Source organism: Moorella humiferrea (assembly GCF_039233145.1).
GTDB classification, from domain to species: Bacteria; Bacillota; DSM-521; order Neomoorellales; family Neomoorellaceae; genus Neomoorella; species Neomoorella humiferrea.
This window is the reverse complement of sequence record NZ_CP136419.1, coordinates 1,288,355-1,304,348: the sequence shown is the minus strand read 5'-3', so window position 1 is coordinate 1,304,348 and position 15,994 is coordinate 1,288,355. Positions and strand designations below refer to the sequence as shown.

Below are 15,994 nucleotides of genomic sequence, written 5' to 3'. Positions count from 1 at the left end.
AAGGAGTAATATCAATGAACGGTTCTCATCATAAAACCAGAAGAGCCCTGGAAATCGACCTGGAAGAAATCAGGCTCATGGCTGAAGCAGCAGCGGCGGCGCCTTCCTTTGGTATCCGGCATACCCTGTTAAATCACATCCTTGGTGAAGTAGAGGAAGCCATGTTCTGGAACCATCACCTGGCCCATGTCATGGCCTACGAACCGCCCTATCAACCACCTTACCCGCCACCCTATAAACCGCCCCGGCCGCCTTACTACGATGACCCTGTCCCTTACAATGAAAAACCTGAGGAAAAAAAGTAATCGGAAAGGAGAAGGAACTATGCACTGGCTGGATAAACTGCGCCAGGTCCTGCGCCTTGATGAGGAAGAGTTTAGCCTCTGGCCGGAAATAGCCGCCACAGCTCCGGACGGAGTCAAGCAAATAATTAACAGTATGCTGGAGCGAGAAAAGAAAGAAATGGATGATATCAGAAAGATACTACAGGTGTACGGCGGTACGCCAGGCTATCCTGACCCCTATAGCGGCTTTGCCGAGGAAGGAAATAAATAGAGAGTGACAGTGACCCGGGTTTAAACATCCGGGTAAATTTTTGCTTTTTCCGGGCATGGCTGATTGCGACAGGAAAAGGCGACTTTTGCCGGTGAAAAGGAGGATTTTATCCGGACAGGGCGAATTTTTGGGGAGGAGGTGCTGCCATGGCTGAAAGTCCGGTTTTTGCCCTGGACGTGGGGACCCGTAAAGTCGCGGGCCTGGTGCTGGTTCCCGGGAAAAAGGGTTACCACATCCGGGCGGCAGCAATAGTTGAACACCAGCAGCGCGCCATGCTGGACGGCCAGATCCATGATATTCCCCAGGTAGCCCTGGCCATCCAGGCGGTGAAAGAGCAACTGGAAAAAAAGTTACGTATGCCTTTAAAAGAAGCTGCGGTAGCCGCTGCCGGCCGGGCTCTAAAAACCGAGCGGGCCACCGCCGGGGAAGAAATATCGCCGGCAACGGAAATCAGCAGCCAGGATGTGCTGGCATTGGAGGCCGCAGCCATCCAGGAAGCCGAAAAACGTCTCCTGACGGCGGGCGAAAACCAGGCGGCTTACCATTGTGTCGGTTACAGTGTGGTGGGTTACAGTCTCGACGGCCATCCCATCGGCAACCTAGTTGGCCAGCGAGGGCGGCGCATCGCCACGGAAGTTATAGCTACTTTTTTGCCCAGGGTAGTGGTGGATTCCCTGGTAGCCTCCCTGCAAAGGGCTGGCCTCTCTATGGCTTCCCTTACCCTGGAACCCATTGCCGCCAGCGCCGTAGCCGTGCCGGCAGCCATGCGGGGATTAAACCTGGTCCTGGTAGATATCGGCGCCGGCACTTCCGACATAGCCATTACCGGCCAGGGTACCATTACAGGTTATGCTATGGTACCCTCAGCCGGGGATGAAATCACCGAAGCCCTGGCAGAGGCCCTCCTTTTGGACTTTCATACAGCTGAAGCAGTCAAGCGCCAGTTATTAAAAAATGACAGTATAACGTTTACCGATATTGTCGGGCAAAAACGCACCCTGCCGGCAACTGCCATTGTAGAAGTTATTAAACCGGCGGTAGTCGAGCTGGCCCGGCAGATTGCCAACCAGATTATCCTGCTCAACGGCCGCGCCCCCCAGGCCGTCTTGCTGGTAGGGGGCGGTAGCCTCACGCCGGGACTCCCTGAGGCCCTGGCCGGCCAGCTGGAGATACCGCCGGACAGGGTGGCCGTGCGCGGCCGGGAAGTTTTAAATGGCATCAGCGGGGCGAAAAATTTGCAGGGCCCCCAGGCCATTACCCCCATTGGAATTGCCATTACAGCTTTAAAGCAGGAAGGCCTGGGACTGGCCCGGGTTATTGTCAACGGCCGGCCGGTACATTTCCTGGCCGGGCAGCAGGTGACTGTGACCCAGGCCCTGCTGGCGGCCGGCATCCCGGCACGAACCCTTTATGGCCGGCCGGGCAAAGGCCTAGGTGTGGAGGTCAACGGGCGTCTAACCTTTCTCCGGGGTCAACCCGGGCAGCCGGGAACCGTCCTGATAAATAATTCTCCTGCCACCCTGGATGCTACCGTAAGACCCGGAGATGAAATCCAGGTGATCCCGGGCCGGGATGGTGCCGACGCCTGCGGAACTGTAGGCGACCTGGTGCCGGAACTTGCTCCCATAACCATAACATTTAACGGGCGCCAGGTCACCCTGGAACCTCTAATTATAATGAACGACAACCAGGTGGATTACAATACTCCCCTGGAAGATAAAGCCCGCATAACCTATGAACCCTTAGATACGGTGGCCCATGTGCTGACCAGATTGGGGGAGCCCCTGGAAGGTACTATTCTTTTAAACGGCCAGCCGGTCCGGCCCGAAGCTCCCATCAAAGATGGCGACAACCTGGTCACAGGGGTAGAGGCTGCCGGTCAGGTTATAACTATCATCTTAAACGGCCGCCCGCTCACCCTCAAAGTCCAGGCAGACGATGTGTTATTTGCCGATATTTTTAACTACCTGGATTTCCCCTCAACACCGCCACCGGGCCGGAAAAGACTCGTTATGGAGGTTAACGGCCGTCCGGCTGAATTTACAACTCCTCTGGCCGCAGGAGATCAGGTTACTTTACGTTGGGACCCTTGACAGGTAGTCGGCAGGCTGCTATAATTAAACTTGCTCCGAAGAGGAGCGAAAACGTGCGGCAGTGGCGGAATTGGCAGACGCGCTAGATTCAGGTTCTAGTCCTGGTCTACAGGGTGGGGGTTCAAATCCCTTCTGCCGCACCAAAAAAATGAGGTTCTTGTAAGATTATTACAAGAACCTCATTTTTTATTGGGGGTAAAGTTTGGTATTTAGATAAAACCAAAAAATAAAAAGGAGATTTGTAAAGCGAGTAGAAATATAAATGTATTTATTTCGATCCAAATCGACAAGATTAGTCCGAAGAAGGGAGTATATATGCTGAAAACGTTGCTGGATCTTTTTATCGGTTTCGGCCGGGCCACACTCCTCGGCTACGGCGGAGGACCGGCGATCGTTCCCCTCTATGAACATGAGGCGGTAAATGTCTATCACTGGGTGACCCCGGAAGAATTCGGCCAGGCTCTGGCTTTCGGCAACGCCCTTCCAGGCCCGATTGCCACCAAATTAACGATGTATATCGGTTATAAGGTGGCAGGATGGTTAGGCGCTTTAGTTTCCCTGGTAGCGGTAACCTTTCCGGTATTTATTATCATGGTGATATTCTTCGCCTTCCTAGATAAATTTAAAGACAGCCCAACTATTAAAGGAATGATTGCCGGTATCCGCCCCGTGGTTTTCGTCATGCTGGCCATGCTAGCCATGGAATTTGCTAAATACGCCTTCGTGCCTAAAGAGACCGGTCCTTTAAGTTGGTTGCCCTTCGCCATTGCGGCGGTATATTTTATAATAGTTTATTACCTTAATTTAAGTCCCCTCCTTGGGGTAATAGCTTCCCTGGTTCTGGGAGGAATTTTCTTGCGCTAAAGGAGCGTTCTTTATCTGCAAATAATGCCTATTAATGTTATCCAGTTGGCGGTTCTGACAAGTTCGAGGTATAATATTTTGCCTTTGACCTCCCGGTGTAATTTGCGATGTCTTTTCTGCAGCCACCGGCAGAATCCACCCGGGGTAGAAACATGGTTTCTACCGCCACTAAAACTTGACGAGGTTGACACCCTTTTAGACTTCCTTGATGGTGAACGGAAAATTGTCATCGGCGAGTCGGCCACCCGTCTTATTGAAGGAGAACCCATGACCCATCCAGAGTTTCTGGAAATCCTGACCAGGGTGCGTCGACGTTTCCCTTCGACCCCTCTGGAGATTACAACCAACGGAACGTTTTTGACGGCAAAAGTAGCCGGGGTTATGGCCCAATTGGGCCCGTTAGAAATTAATCTTTCTCTTAACAGCGCAAGCCCGATAGGTCGTCGCAAACTCATGGGGGATAAAGAAGCAATAACGGCGATAGCCGCTCCTTTAGTTTTAAGGGAGGCCGGCATTCCTTACCATGGGAGCCTGGTGGCCATGCCGTGGATCACAGGCTGGCAAGATTTCCGAAAGACGATATTATATCTTGCCCGTTCCGGAGCCAGAACCATCCGCATTTTTCTACCAGGCTACACCCGATTGACTCAGCCGGAAATGCAAGTACCCCCGTATTTCCGGGAGCAAATGGAAAGGGAACTTGAGTACCTGCGAGGACAAACGGAAGTACCCCTGCTCCTGGAACCCCCTGAACCCAAAGACCTGTCTCCGGTTGTGGAGGGCGTGATACCGGCTTCACCTGCCCACCGGGCTGGCCTTAAAAGGGGCGACGTTATCTTAGAAGTTGATGGCCGACAACCCCGTTCACGGGTAGAAGCCCACCGTATGGTATCCCGGGAAGGAAACCGCCGGATAGTGGTATTTAAAAAGCAGGGCCAGATGGCTATCGCCCTTAATTTAAAGGTACCAAAGGACGGCAGCGGCCTTACCTTTACCTGGGATCTCGATCCCGATGTTCTTGATATATTAAATGAAAAGCAGCGACGTCACCGTGCCGGGCACATCCTCGTTATGACTTCTGAGCTTGCCTATGAAGCTGTTAAGGGAGGAATATCTTTACTGCCTGGAGAATGGGAAATAGTAAAGGTAAAAAACATTTTCTTTGGCGGGAATATAGCCTGCGCCGGTTTGCTTACCACGGAAGACTATATTGCCGCTTGGCGGCAGTGGTCTGCTGTAAATTTTAGACCGTTAGATTTAATTATCCTTCCAGGCATATCCTTTGATTTCTTTGGTAATGATTTAACAGGCCGACATTATAGCGTCCTGGAAACGGTCGCCGGTGTACCAGTGGAAACTTTGGATCCTAATATTTAACAAAAATGCCCCTCGAAGGGGCGCTTTAACTTGTGTTGATTAATTGTCGCCGAAAACTAGAAGAATTAAAATTAGGAACAAGATAAAAGCCACATTTCCACCGGGAAAGTTAAAACCGAGATTACTTTCTTGCGGGCTTTTTTTCGGGCCAAAAACATTGCCGCCTTCTTCAACCATCAGTTTCACCTCCAAAAGCCTTTGGTCTAATTTAGCTTATTCGTTAGGCGTCTATGTTGCTACTGCCTATAGTCAGATCGGTAGAACGGCATTATAATATATAAAGTGTGGGCAGCTTTAAATAATTTTTACCTGGGAGAGGAGGAAAATCCCTTTGTTAAAAGGGAACTGTGTCATAGCCCAATCCGGCGGGCCTACGGCCGTAATTAATAACAGCCTTCTTGGAGCCGTCGAAGCAGCGTATCGGAGTGAAGCTATCGGAGAAATATACGGCGCCCGCAACGGCATTATGGGTATTTTAGCCGAGAATTTCATTGATCTGCGTCGACAAAGCCCTTCTACCATTAAAGGGCTAAAATTTACTCCCGGGGCGGCCCTTGGCTCCTGCCGTTACCAGTTAAAAAAGCAAGAAGACTTTGAGAAGCTCCTGAATGTATTTCGTAAATACAATATCCGCTATTTTTTTTACATCGGCGGCAATGATTCCATGGACACTGCTTATAAGGTAAACAAATTGGCCCTGGAAGAAGGCTATGATCTTCGGGTCATAGGCATCCCCAAAACCATTGACAATGACCTTCCCTTGACCGATCATACACCCGGATACGGCAGTGCGGCCAAATATTTGGCCACCATTGTCATGGAGATGGGAATTGATCTTAAATGCATTGTTACCTCTACTAAGGTGGTTATTGTGGAAGCAATGGGGCGCAATGCCGGCTGGCTGGCTGCGGCAGCGGCCCTTGCCCGCCGTCGCCAGGAAGATGTCCCCCATCTGATTTATTTACCGGAAGTGCCCTTTGATACAGCTAATTTCCTTAACGATGTAGAAGAAGCCTATCGGCGGTATGGAACGGTGCTGGTGGTTGTTTCCGAGGGCCTGGTAGATAAAAATGGAAACTATATATTTAACGATACCACTACCGTCGACGTCTTCGGGCACCAACGCCTGGGAGGCGTGGGACAGTATCTTGTCAATCTAATCGAAAGTGAATTGAGCCTTAAGGGACGTTTCGTTCTCCCGGCCACCTGCCAGCGCAGCGCCATGCACTTGGCCTCCCGTACCGACGCCGAAGAAGCCTATCACGTCGGCAGGGTTGCCGTTGAAGAAGCCCAAAAGGACAGGACCGGCTGCATGGTCGCCATAAGGCGCCTGGAAGGGGCAGAAGAATACTCCTGTACGTATGAACTGGTGGCACTTAATGAGGTGGCCAACCGTGAAAAAAAGATGCCCCGAAGCTGGATAAACGAGGCAGGAAACGATGTTACACAAGCCTTCATTAACTACGCCCGTCCTTTAATTCAGGGAGAAGTTGCCATACCATATCACAACGGCTTGCCTGCCTATGTGGATATTGTATAATTAAAGAAGAAAGGGAGTAGGTAAGTGTCCACCGCCAGGAGGATTGCGAGAGGTGCCGTTATCGCCGCCTTATATGCCGTAATTACTATTATCCTTAAACCCATTAGCTTTGGATATCTTCAGGTACGGGTAGCCGAGGCATTGACCCTTTTACCGATTCTTTATCCGGAAGCCATTCCCGGGCTTTTCCTTGGATGCTTGATTAGCAATATTTACGGCGGTCTCGGCCCCATCGACATCATCCTGGGCAGCTTGACCACCCTGGCGGCAGCATGGTTGACCTATATCTGGCGCCGGAGCAAACTTGCCTACCTATCACCTGTTGTTTTAAACGGTCTTATAGTTGGCGGCTATCTTTCTTACCTGTTGCATGTAGGCTTATTCATTTCCATAGCCGCCGTTTCCATCGGGGAAGCCATCGCCGTCCTCCTAATCGGTATTCCTTTGTTAAACCAATTGCGTAAGTTAAATTTGCATTAATCATCAGAGGGATAATTAAAAAGCAGGGGTGATAACCGATGGTTATTACCTTGCTTAATTTTGATAATACTTTAACCTGTCAGGAAGAACTACGACGCTTTCCTTATAAGGTAGTGGAAATGGGAGACATACCGGGTACGCGGCTTTACTGCAGCCGGGATGCCCTGCGAGAGATCGCCGCCAGATTAAAAAAGACAAAAATAGGCATTACTTTGATAGGCAGCGGTGATTTTCATTATGTTTCTTATCTCCTTGCCTCTTACGTTAAGACACCTTTTGCGTTAATTTTATTTGATAACCATGCGGATCTGCAGCCGCTGCCCCGGGGCGTCGCTCTTTCCTGCGCTTCCTGGCTCAGGCGGGCAATAGAGTTGCCAGCTTTAAAAAAGGCCTTGTTAATCGGTCCTCGTGCGTTACCTGCCGGGGAAAAAATCCCCCCTCAATATTTAACTAAATTAATTTTTCTTCCTAAGGCCTATCATACAACCCTTGTCCGCGCATTAAAAGAAGTTCCGCCAAACGTTTATATAAGCATCGATAAAGATGTTTTAAGCCCGGAGGAGGTAATTACTAACTGGGACCAGGGGGCCTTGACACTCCAAGAATTATTGTCTGCGCTAAGGGAAATTGTGCGACAAAAAAATGTAATAGGTGCCGACATCTGTGGTGAACCTTATTTTAGTCCCGTGAGTATTTTATTGCCATCAACCCAGAAAGCCGTCCGCAAAAACTCCCGCGCCAATGCAATGATTCTTAAAACACTGATGCCGGCCTTTACCTATGAAAAGGCGTCTTAAAGTGTCGCTGCCTGTCTTTAAAGAATAGAGTTGTAGAGGATGAATAAAATAGCCTTAAAGGCAGAAAAAAAGGGGGCGGCTTGATGACGTCGAAGGCCGGATTAGTGTGGTCCATTCTCTTAATAACGGCAGGCATAGTAAGCCTGGCCTTTATCTTTTATACCCTTTTTCCAGGAAAAGTGCCTTCAGTTGCCGGGCAGTATTTTACTCCGTCCGAAATAGAAAGGGCCCGCCATTACCAGCAGATAATGCGCCTGCTCGGCGTCATGGCTTTCCTGGCTCAAGTTGTCTGCCTTGTTTGGCTGGTGGCCAGTACCAGGGCCATGGCATGGTCGGATACGGTTTTACGCATCACCGGAGGGCGATATTATCCGGCTCTGATAATATATTTCATTTTAATCTGGATCCTGTTAAAAGTCGTTGCTTTACCTTTTAACTTTTATGGTGGCTTTATCGTACAACATCAATGGGGTTTCTCTACCCAGAATCTCGGTTCATGGTGGATGGATTATTTAAAGGGCGGCGTTTTGGAACTGGTCCTTGCGGGAATAGGAGTAACCCTCCTTTTCTGGTCCAGCGGGCGCTGGCCCCACACCTGGTGGGCGGTCGCCGCCCTTTTTTTATCAGGCTGGCTTTTTATATCGACATTCCTTTGGCCGCTACTCGTCGCACCCCTTTTTAACCGTTTCCAGCCAATCGAAGAAGGGCCGGTTAAAACGACGGTGGACCGGCTAGCCGAACGCGCCGGGCTAAAGATCAAGGAAATACTGGTGATGGACGCCAGCAGACGTACAACTAAAGCCAACGCCTATTTTACAGGTTTGGGGAGCACCAAAAGAATCGTCCTTTATGATAATTTACTGAAGAATTACCCCTTAGAAGAAGTCGAAGCCGTAATCGCCCACGAGATGGCCCACTGGCAGCGCGGCCATATCTTCCGCAGTTTACTGTGGAGTGTGGGGGCTAACTTTTTACTTTTGGGAATGTTATACGCCGTGCTAAAAATAACCTTTACTTACGAAATAGCAAGACCGGGTCCATATCCGCCCCACCTGCTGGTTGCCACGCTCCTTTTTCTTCAGCTGGTTTCTTTTCTAGGTCAGCCGTTGCAAAACGCAATTTCCCGTCACTACGAAAGGGAAGCAGACCGAGTGGCCCTCCAGCTTACCGGTAACCCCGACGCCATGATCAGGCTTCACATCGATTTGGCGCGGAAAAACTTGAGTGATATTGCCCCGCCGCCCTTTATAACATGGCTCACCGCCTCCCATCCTTCACCCCTTGAAAGGATCAGGGAGGCGGAGGAAGTTACACGCTAACCCCTGGGGCCATAAAACCCGCAGGCCTGCCCTTCCGGTCGAACCTTCTCTACGGCTTTTAACAGGGCTTCTCTGCCGGCCAGCCAGATGAAGTCCAGGGCCTTAAGCTCTTCCGGCACCCGTTTTGTGCCTGTTAAATATCACTAGCGTTGCATAAAGAAAAAATAAACTTGTCAAGGGAAATAACGCCCAAAAAACAGCCAAATTCCTGAAATAACCTAGCCTTGCAAGAAAAAACTCCTTATACTAGAGATTGAGGGTAGTCCTTGCCCCAACCTCTAACATAAGGAGGCCCAAATGCAAGGTAAGGATACCACATTATCCACATTTCATCAACTGTTTGCTCCAGTTTCTAACGACTATTTTTGGCAGTTAACCGCCGGTATGGGGGTCGATAAGTACGCTAAGAAGCTAAATTCCCTTCAACTCATTAAACTAATAGCCTTCGCTCAGCTGGAACAACTTAATGGCTTGCGGGATATCAGCAATAGCTTCAATGACCCGCAATTTAGCCTGGCTATCAATTTAGAGAGTATCAGTTTCTCCCAGATAGCGCGCCGTTTAAGGGATTTATCGCCGCAATTCATCCGGCTATTATTCAGCCATCTCACCACCCGGATAGGCCGGGAAATCGGCTTTGAAAACTTAAGAAATACCGCAGGACGTATTTACCTCATCGATTCCACTATCATTAGTCTCTGTTTTACCCAGTACCTCTGGGCCGAGTTTCGTAGGACTAAAAGCGGGATAAAACTCCACCTGCGCTTAAAGTTCTGTGAAGAAGAGGTTCTACCTGATAAAGCAATTGTCACCCCGGCCCGGAAGGCAGATAAAACCCAGATGGATACCCTCGTAGTAGAGGAAGAAGAAGCCTTAAACGTCTTTGACCGCGGCTATGTCGATTACAAGAAGTTTGACAGATACTGTGAAGAAGGCGTCCGCTTTGCCAGCCGCTTAAAGGGTAATGCTCTGGTAGAAATAATCGCCGAGTTGCCGGTAAACCCTGACAGCAAGGTTAAAAAGGAACAGCTTGTTTACCTTGGCAAAGATGGAGTTACCAAAATGAAGCACCCTTTACGGCTGATAACAACCGAAGATACCCAAGGGCAACCGGTAATTATAGTCACCAATGATTTCGAGTTACCGGCGGAAGAATTAAGCGAGATTTATCGTAAGCGCTGGCAGATAGAACTCTTCTTCAAATGGATGAAACAACACCTGCAGGTGAAACATTTTTATGGTAAAAGCGAACAGGCTGTAGAAAACCAGCTCTTCATAGCGCTAATAACCTACTGCCTGATGGTTATGCTGCAATTAAAGGCCGGCTATCAAGGACCATTGCTCACTATTAAACGTTTAATCCGCACCTGTCTATATGAGCCCTTTACCTTCTTCGTCCAAAGCCTGCACCGTAAACCCAAACGAAGGTCTTATGGGCGGCACAAGATAGACTATGAAGGCATCTATCAGGATTTAGTAAAGCAAGTTTTAGCTGGCGAAGCTGATTATTTAAACGACGTAACTTATGACCCCTTAGTTCTTTAAGCAACTTTATATGGCAATATGTGGATAAGGACTACCCCTGATAACCTAAGTCCTTTGGCCAGTGAAGGAAGAAAATGCATGGTTGTATACACCATTAATGTTATTATATAACATATTCTGCCTTCCATATATTGCCTTGCACTGTGCTAAAAATTTTTATGCAACGCTAGTGGTTAAATATATGTCTAGGGTTGCCAGGCATGCCAGGCGCGTTTCTTCCCGGCCCACGATGGGCACACAAAAGCGGCATCCCCGGCAGGTCGCCGCGGCTCGTTCTCTGATACCGGGCAATATTATGCGGTGGCCTTCATAGAGAGCGTTATCCCCGCGCATAAAGGACACCTGCCCCCATCAGGGATGCCGCCCGGTAGATAATCCTTTCCCCATAGCGATTTTTTAACCGGTCGCAGGCCCGGTCCAGCCGGGCCTGTTTCTCCACTCGTCCGAAGAGATCTTCCTGGCGTGACACCGCAGGCACGAGTCCAGCCAGACTGACCCCCACAAGTCGTACCGCCCGGCCGGGCGGCCAGTGGCGGTGTAGAAGCTGCCGGGCCGCAGCGTAAATATCGGCGGCCGTATCGGTATAATAGGGCAGGGTGTAGGAACGTCCCAACCAGTTAAAATCGGCGTCTTTAAGACTGATGCTTACCGTGCGTCCCAGGTAATTTCCCAGGCGCGCTCGCCGGGCCACCAGCTCGGAAAGCTCCAGTAAAACCACCTCAATCTCCTGGTAGCTGTAGTAATCCCGGGGGAGGGTAATCTGGTGGCCGACTGATTTAACCCTGTCCAGGGAGTGGGGGTCTACCGGGCTATAATCTATACCATTAGCGCACTGGTGCAGAATACGGCCGACGACGCCGAAGCGCCGGACCAGGACGTCAACTGGGAACCGCGCCAGGTCGCCGATGGTGTGGATGCCAAGTTTGGCTAGATGCGCCTCCATGCGAAGGCCGACGCCGAAAAGATCCTTTACCGGCAAGGGCCACATCTTTTTAGGGACGTCCGGGAAATCGAGGACCGTCAGGCCGTCGGGTTTTTCCATTTCGGCCGCCATTTTGGCCAGGAGCTTGGTAGGCCCCAGGCCGACGCTGGTGGTAATGCCTACCTCAGTTTTAATCCTTTCCTTCAGCCGCCGGGCGATGGTTAAAGGCGGGCCGAAAAGATTTTCACAACCTCTAACGTCTAGCCAGGCTTCATCGATGGAGAAGGGCTCCACCAGGGGAGAAAACTCCCGCATGATGCGTAAGATGCGGGTGGAGAACTCGATGTACAGGTCGTGGCGGGGAGGGATGAAGACGCCGTCCGGGCAGAGACCTTTCGCTTCCCGGACGGTCATGCCGGTTTTGATGCCGTAACCCCTTTTGGCCTCGTAGCTGGCCGCCAGGACGATGCCGTGGCGGGTACTTTCCCGGCCGGCGACGATGACCGGCCGGCCACGCAAAGCAGGATTTAATGCCTGGTGGACGGAGGCAAAGAAGCTGTTGGCGTCACAGAGGAGGATGGTGCAGGAGGAAGACAATGCCTCCACCTCGCGAACAATTGTTTACTTATATTATAACTCCAATTACAAAAATAACAAGGGAATTTTACGAACAAATGTTTAAGCAGGATTTTAGCCGGTACTGGTCGAACTATAATTATTAACTTCGTATATCCTCAGCAATACGGACTGAGGGTCTCTACCAGGCAACCGCAAATTGCCCGGCTACGAAGGCGATTCTTCGTTGCCGAAAGCGCGGTTGCCTAAATTTTTATAACGGTGCGAGGAGTGGTTTTCCATGTCTCTCATCGGTACATCCCCGCCCAGGGTAGATGCCCGGTCCAAGGTCACCGGCCGGGCCCTTTACCCCGCCGACATCAATTTCCCGGGGATGATCTACGGCCAGGCCGTCCGCAGCCCCTACGCCCATGCCCGGATCATCAACATTGACACCTCGGCCGCCCTGGAGGTGCCGGGGGTCCTCTGCGTCCTGACTGCCCGGGATATTCCCGGCCATAACGGCCAGGGCGTCGTTTACCAGGACATGCCTGTCCTGGCCCGGGACGAAGTGCGCTCGGTGAACGACGTCGTCGCCCTGGTGGGGGCCACCACCCCGGCCGCCGCCCGGGCCGGGGCAGCTAAAGTAAAAATAACCTACGAGGAGCTGCCGGCCATTTTAGATCCTTTGGAAGCCCTTAAACCCGGAGCCCCCCGGGTTCATCCCGACCGGGACAATATTATTTACCACCTGCCCATCCGTAAAGGCGACGTGGAAGCCGGCTTTGCCGCCGCCGACGTTGTTGTGGAAAATACCTACCGCACCCAACTCCTGGACCACGCTTTCCTCCAGCCTGAGGCCGCCGTGGCCCGGCTGGACGAGCGCGGTCACCTGGTAATTTATGTGGCCACCCAGTACGTCCACTGGGATCGGACGGAAGTTGCCCGGGTGCTGGGCTGGCACCAGGACCGCATCCGCATCGTGGCTCCGGCAGTCGGCGGTGCCTTCGGCGGCCGGGAAGACATGACCCTGCAAACCCTGGTAGCCCTGCTGGCCGTTCATACCAGGCGGCCGGCAAAGATGGTCCTTACCCGGGAGGAATCTTTCCTGGCCCACAGCAAACGCCATCCCATGATCATGCGCTATAAGACCGGTGCCACCAGGGAGGGGAAGCTGACGGCCCTGGAAGCGGAAATAATCGGCGACAGCGGCGCCTACGCTTCCTGGGCCCCTAAAATCCTGCGCAAGGCTGCCATCCATGCCACCGGCCCATATGTTGTACCTAATGTCAAGATTGATGCCTATGCCGTTTATACCAACAATCCATTTACCGGCGCCATGCGCGGCTTCGGCGCCACCCAACCGCCCCTGGCATATGAAAGCCAGATGGATGAATTGGCCGAACGCCTGGGCATTCATCCCTTTACCTTCCGCTGGCTCAATGCCTTCCGCCAGGGGGATGTCACCGCGACGGGCCAGGTCCTGGAAAGCAGCGTCGGTTTAACCGCAACCATGCTTCAGGCAGCCAGGGCTGCCGGTTGGTCTCCGGCTGAATTAATACCGGGAGGGATGGAGGATGAGTAAAAAGCGCGGCACCGGCATGGCCTGTATTTTTTACGGAACGGGATACGGCAACGGTTTTCCCGACGTTTCCACGGCCACTGTGGAGATTCATGACGACGGCACGGCCACGGTGCGCAGCGGCGCGGTGGACTGCGGCCAGGGGTCCAGTACCATTCTGGCCCAGATTGCCGCCGAGGAACTGGGAATACCCTATGAATGGGTAACGGTGATTACCGCCGATACCGATACCACTCCCGACGCCGGCACGACGGCTGCTACCCGTCAGACCTATGCCTCGGGCAACGCCGTTAAAATGGCCTGCCGCCAGGCCAGGGAGGTCCTGTTTGAACATACCCGCCTCCTCTTAGGGGTCAATACCGTTGCCGGCCTGACGGCCCGGGAAGGTATAATTTACGTCAAAGGTTATCCCCAGAAACAGATATCCTATTCCGAGGCCGCCGCCCGGGCGCGCCTGGCCGGTTGCCGCCTGGTAGGCCAGGGAACCTTCATCACCCACACCACGGCCGTGGACCCGGAAACTGGCCAGGGGGCACCCTACTGGCCCTACGCTTTTGCCACGCAGATTGCGGAAGTAGAAGTGGATACGGAAACAGGGGAAGTACGGGTTTTAAAGCTGATAGCCGCCCATGACGTCGGCCGGGCCGTAAATCGCCTCGGGGTAGAAGGACAGATTGAAGGCGGCATCGCCCAGGGACTGGGCATGGCCCTTATGGAAAAGGTGCACCTGCAACAGGGCCGCATCGTCAACAATTCTTTTTCCACTTATCTCATTCCGACCGTCCTGGATATGCCCGAGATCCAGCCCTTGATTATAGAAAGCAATGAACCTACCGGTCCCTACGGCGCTAAAGGGGTAGGTGAGCCCGCCACCATCCCCACCGCGCCCGCCATCATCAACGCCATATACAATGCCGTAGGGGTGCGCATTAGGGAGCTGCCGGTTACCCCGGAAAGAATCCTGGCTGCCTTGCGGGAAAAAGAAGGAGGAAAGAAATGAGTATCTTAATTAAGAACGGTACGTTAGTTACAATGAATCCCCAGAGGGAAGTTTTCCAGGGAGATATCTATATTGAAGGCGATCGCATCGCCGCCATGGGCAATACTCCGGCCACTGCCGACCGGGTTATCGACGCCGCAGGTCACCTGGTCATCCCCGGCCTCATCCAGCCCCATATCCACCTCTGCCAGTCCCTTTTCCGCGGTCGCGCCGACGACATGGAACTTCTGGACTGGTTGCGCCTGCGGATCTGGCCCCTGGAAGGCGCCCACGACGCCGATTCCCTTTATTATTCCGCCCTGCTGGGTATCGGTGAACTTTTCTTAAGCGGCACCACGACAATCGTCGATATGGAAACCGTCCATCATACCGACGCGGCCATTGAAGCTATCGCCAAAAGCGGGATTCGCGCCCTTACCGGCAAGGTAATGATGGACTTTGGCGAGGACGTCCCGGAAAGCCTTAAAGAAACAACGGCGGCTTCCCTTAAAGAAAGCGTCGAACTGCTAGAGAAATGGCACGGCTACGATAACGGCCGCATCCGGTACGCCTTTGCGCCCCGCTTTGTAGTCTCCTGCACTGAAGAGTTATTATTGACAGTCAGGGATCTCGCCCGCCGCTACGGAGTTAAAATCCACACCCACGCTTCCGAAAACAGGGGCGAGTGTGCCCTGGTAGAAGAACTTTACAGCCGGCGCAACGTCCTTTACCTGGACGATATCGGCCTCACCGGCCCCGACCTCATCCTGGTCCACTGTATCTGGCTCAGTGAAGAAGAGAAGGAGATCCTGGCCCGTACCGGGACGAAAGTGGTCCACTGTCCTTCTTCTAACTTAAAGATGGCTTCCGGTATCTGCCCGGTACCGGATCTGTTGAGCCGGGGAACGGTAGTGTCCCTGGCCGCCGACGGCGCACCCTGCAACAACAACCTGGACGCCTTTATGGAAATGCGGCTGGCGGCCTTAATCCAGAAACCCCTTCACGGGCCCACTGCCATGCCGGCACCACTGGTCTTTGAAATGGCCACTCTGGGCGGGGCCCGGGCTTTAGGTATGGAAAAGGAAATCGGCAGCCTGGAAGTAGGCAAAAAAGCCGACCTGGCCCTGGTTTCCCTTGAGGGTTTCCATACCCAGCCCCAGGATGGCGTCGACGTCTACACCCAGCTCGTCTACCAGGCCAGGGGTACGGATGTCACTCTGACCATGGTTGACGGCAAAATAGTCATGGAGAACAGGCAATTGAAAACAATTGCTGCCGACGAAGTGAGAAAAAAGGCCAACGAGGCCGTCCAACGCGTCGCCCGTAGGGCAGGACTGGCATAGCATACCGCAAAGGGCGGTAAAAAGCCGTAGACATAACCTTTGG

General features: G+C 52.4%; 17 protein-coding genes, 1 tRNA gene and 1 riboswitch. Of the genes, 14 read left to right on the top strand and 4 right to left on the bottom strand.

Annotated elements, in window-relative coordinates:
• Positions 1-14 precede the first annotated feature (14 nt).
• The 6 genes from MHFGQ_RS06790 to MHFGQ_RS06765 all read left to right on the top strand — a co-directional run bounded on the left by MHFGQ_RS06790 (position 15) and on the right by MHFGQ_RS06765 (position 4,889).
• Positions 15-305, top strand: a complete 291-nt coding sequence (locus MHFGQ_RS06790; RefSeq protein ID WP_211292910.1) for a hypothetical protein — start codon at positions 15-17, stop codon at positions 303-305.
• Between the two features lie 19 nt (positions 306-324).
• On the top strand, positions 325-555 hold the full coding sequence (locus MHFGQ_RS06785; protein ID WP_106005693.1) for a hypothetical protein: 231 nt from the start codon (positions 325-327) through the stop codon (positions 553-555).
• A gap of 146 nt (positions 556-701) precedes the next feature.
• On the top strand, positions 702-2,648 hold the full coding sequence (locus MHFGQ_RS06780) for a cell division protein FtsA (protein WP_106005694.1): 1,947 nt from the start codon (positions 702-704) through the stop codon (positions 2,646-2,648).
• 55 nt (positions 2,649-2,703) lie between these two features.
• Positions 2,704-2,791: transfer RNA gene (locus MHFGQ_RS06775), tRNA-Leu, on the top strand.
• Positions 2,792-2,963: 172 nt separating this feature from the next.
• A complete protein-coding gene (locus MHFGQ_RS06770) occupies positions 2,964-3,512 on the top strand; it encodes a chromate transporter (RefSeq protein ID WP_106005695.1) in 549 nt (182 codons plus the stop codon).
• Between the two features lie 78 nt (positions 3,513-3,590).
• Positions 3,591-4,889: a radical SAM protein gene (locus MHFGQ_RS06765; RefSeq protein WP_170066304.1), complete on the top strand. Its 1,299-nt coding sequence runs from the start codon at positions 3,591-3,593 to the stop codon at positions 4,887-4,889.
• A 39-nt stretch (positions 4,890-4,928) separates the two neighbouring features.
• Here MHFGQ_RS06765 and MHFGQ_RS06760 read toward each other — a convergent pair whose 3' ends face one another.
• Positions 4,929-5,066 (bottom strand): hypothetical protein, encoded by a 138-nt coding sequence (locus tag MHFGQ_RS06760; RefSeq protein WP_170066305.1) that lies wholly within the window; start codon positions 5,064-5,066, stop codon positions 4,929-4,931.
• Positions 5,067-5,220: 154 nt separating this feature from the next.
• Between MHFGQ_RS06760 and MHFGQ_RS06755 the strand changes: the two genes are divergently transcribed.
• The 4 genes from MHFGQ_RS06755 to MHFGQ_RS06740 all read left to right on the top strand — a co-directional run bounded on the left by MHFGQ_RS06755 (position 5,221) and on the right by MHFGQ_RS06740 (position 9,025).
• Positions 5,221-6,429 (top strand): 6-phosphofructokinase, encoded by a 1,209-nt coding sequence (locus MHFGQ_RS06755; RefSeq protein ID WP_106005696.1) that lies wholly within the window; start codon positions 5,221-5,223, stop codon positions 6,427-6,429.
• 24 nt (positions 6,430-6,453) lie between these two features.
• On the top strand, positions 6,454-6,909 hold the full coding sequence (locus tag MHFGQ_RS06750; RefSeq protein ID WP_106005697.1) for a QueT transporter family protein: 456 nt from the start codon (positions 6,454-6,456) through the stop codon (positions 6,907-6,909).
• Positions 6,910-6,947: 38 nt separating this feature from the next.
• A complete protein-coding gene (locus MHFGQ_RS06745; protein WP_106005698.1) occupies positions 6,948-7,706 on the top strand; it encodes an arginase family protein in 759 nt (252 codons plus the stop codon).
• Positions 7,707-7,789: 83 nt separating this feature from the next.
• On the top strand, positions 7,790-9,025 hold the full coding sequence (locus MHFGQ_RS06740; RefSeq protein WP_106005699.1) for a M48 family metallopeptidase: 1,236 nt from the start codon (positions 7,790-7,792) through the stop codon (positions 9,023-9,025).
• Here MHFGQ_RS06740 and MHFGQ_RS06735 read toward each other — a convergent pair.
• Positions 9,022-9,144, bottom strand: coding sequence for a hypothetical protein (locus tag MHFGQ_RS06735; RefSeq protein ID WP_277997029.1), 123 nt, complete (start codon positions 9,142-9,144; stop codon positions 9,022-9,024). The genes MHFGQ_RS06740 and MHFGQ_RS06735 overlap by 4 nt on opposite strands.
• Positions 9,145-9,322: 178 nt before the next feature.
• Here MHFGQ_RS06735 and MHFGQ_RS06730 point away from each other — a divergent pair, with 178 nt between their 5' ends.
• Positions 9,323-10,570 carry an IS4 family transposase gene (locus MHFGQ_RS06730; RefSeq protein ID WP_106005600.1) on the top strand — a complete coding sequence of 416 codons (1,248 nt, stop codon included), beginning with the start codon at positions 9,323-9,325 and terminating at the stop codon, positions 10,568-10,570.
• 156 nt (positions 10,571-10,726) lie between these two features.
• On the opposite strand, the gene MHFGQ_RS06725 is transcribed toward MHFGQ_RS06730, so the two are convergent.
• Together MHFGQ_RS06725 and dinB are read right to left on the bottom strand one after the other, a co-directional pair.
• Positions 10,727-10,903 (bottom strand): hypothetical protein, encoded by a 177-nt coding sequence (locus tag MHFGQ_RS06725; RefSeq protein ID WP_170066370.1) that lies wholly within the window; start codon positions 10,901-10,903, stop codon positions 10,727-10,729.
• Complete coding sequence (gene dinB, locus MHFGQ_RS06720) at positions 10,890-12,089, bottom strand: DNA polymerase IV (RefSeq protein WP_106006124.1); 1,200 nt, start codon at positions 12,087-12,089, stop codon at positions 10,890-10,892. The genes MHFGQ_RS06725 and dinB overlap by 14 nt, the downstream gene beginning before the upstream one ends.
• 107 nt (positions 12,090-12,196) lie before the next feature.
• A riboswitch (purine riboswitch) is annotated at positions 12,197-12,298 on the top strand.
• Positions 12,299-12,348: 50 nt separating this feature from the next.
• Here dinB and MHFGQ_RS06715 point away from each other — a divergent pair.
• From MHFGQ_RS06715 to MHFGQ_RS06705, 3 genes are read left to right on the top strand one after another with little or no spacing between them, the layout of a single operon-like run.
• On the top strand, positions 12,349-13,632 hold the full coding sequence (locus MHFGQ_RS06715; protein WP_106006125.1) for a xanthine dehydrogenase family protein molybdopterin-binding subunit: 1,284 nt from the start codon (positions 12,349-12,351) through the stop codon (positions 13,630-13,632).
• On the top strand, positions 13,625-14,629 hold the full coding sequence (locus MHFGQ_RS06710; RefSeq protein WP_106006126.1) for a xanthine dehydrogenase family protein molybdopterin-binding subunit: 1,005 nt from the start codon (positions 13,625-13,627) through the stop codon (positions 14,627-14,629). Before MHFGQ_RS06715 ends, MHFGQ_RS06710 begins: the two co-directional genes overlap by 8 nt.
• Entirely contained in the window at positions 14,626-15,951 is a 1,326-nt protein-coding gene (locus tag MHFGQ_RS06705) for a 5'-deoxyadenosine deaminase (RefSeq protein ID WP_106006127.1), read from the top strand. Before MHFGQ_RS06710 ends, MHFGQ_RS06705 begins: the two co-directional genes overlap by 4 nt.
• Positions 15,952-15,994: the final 43 nt, after the last annotated feature.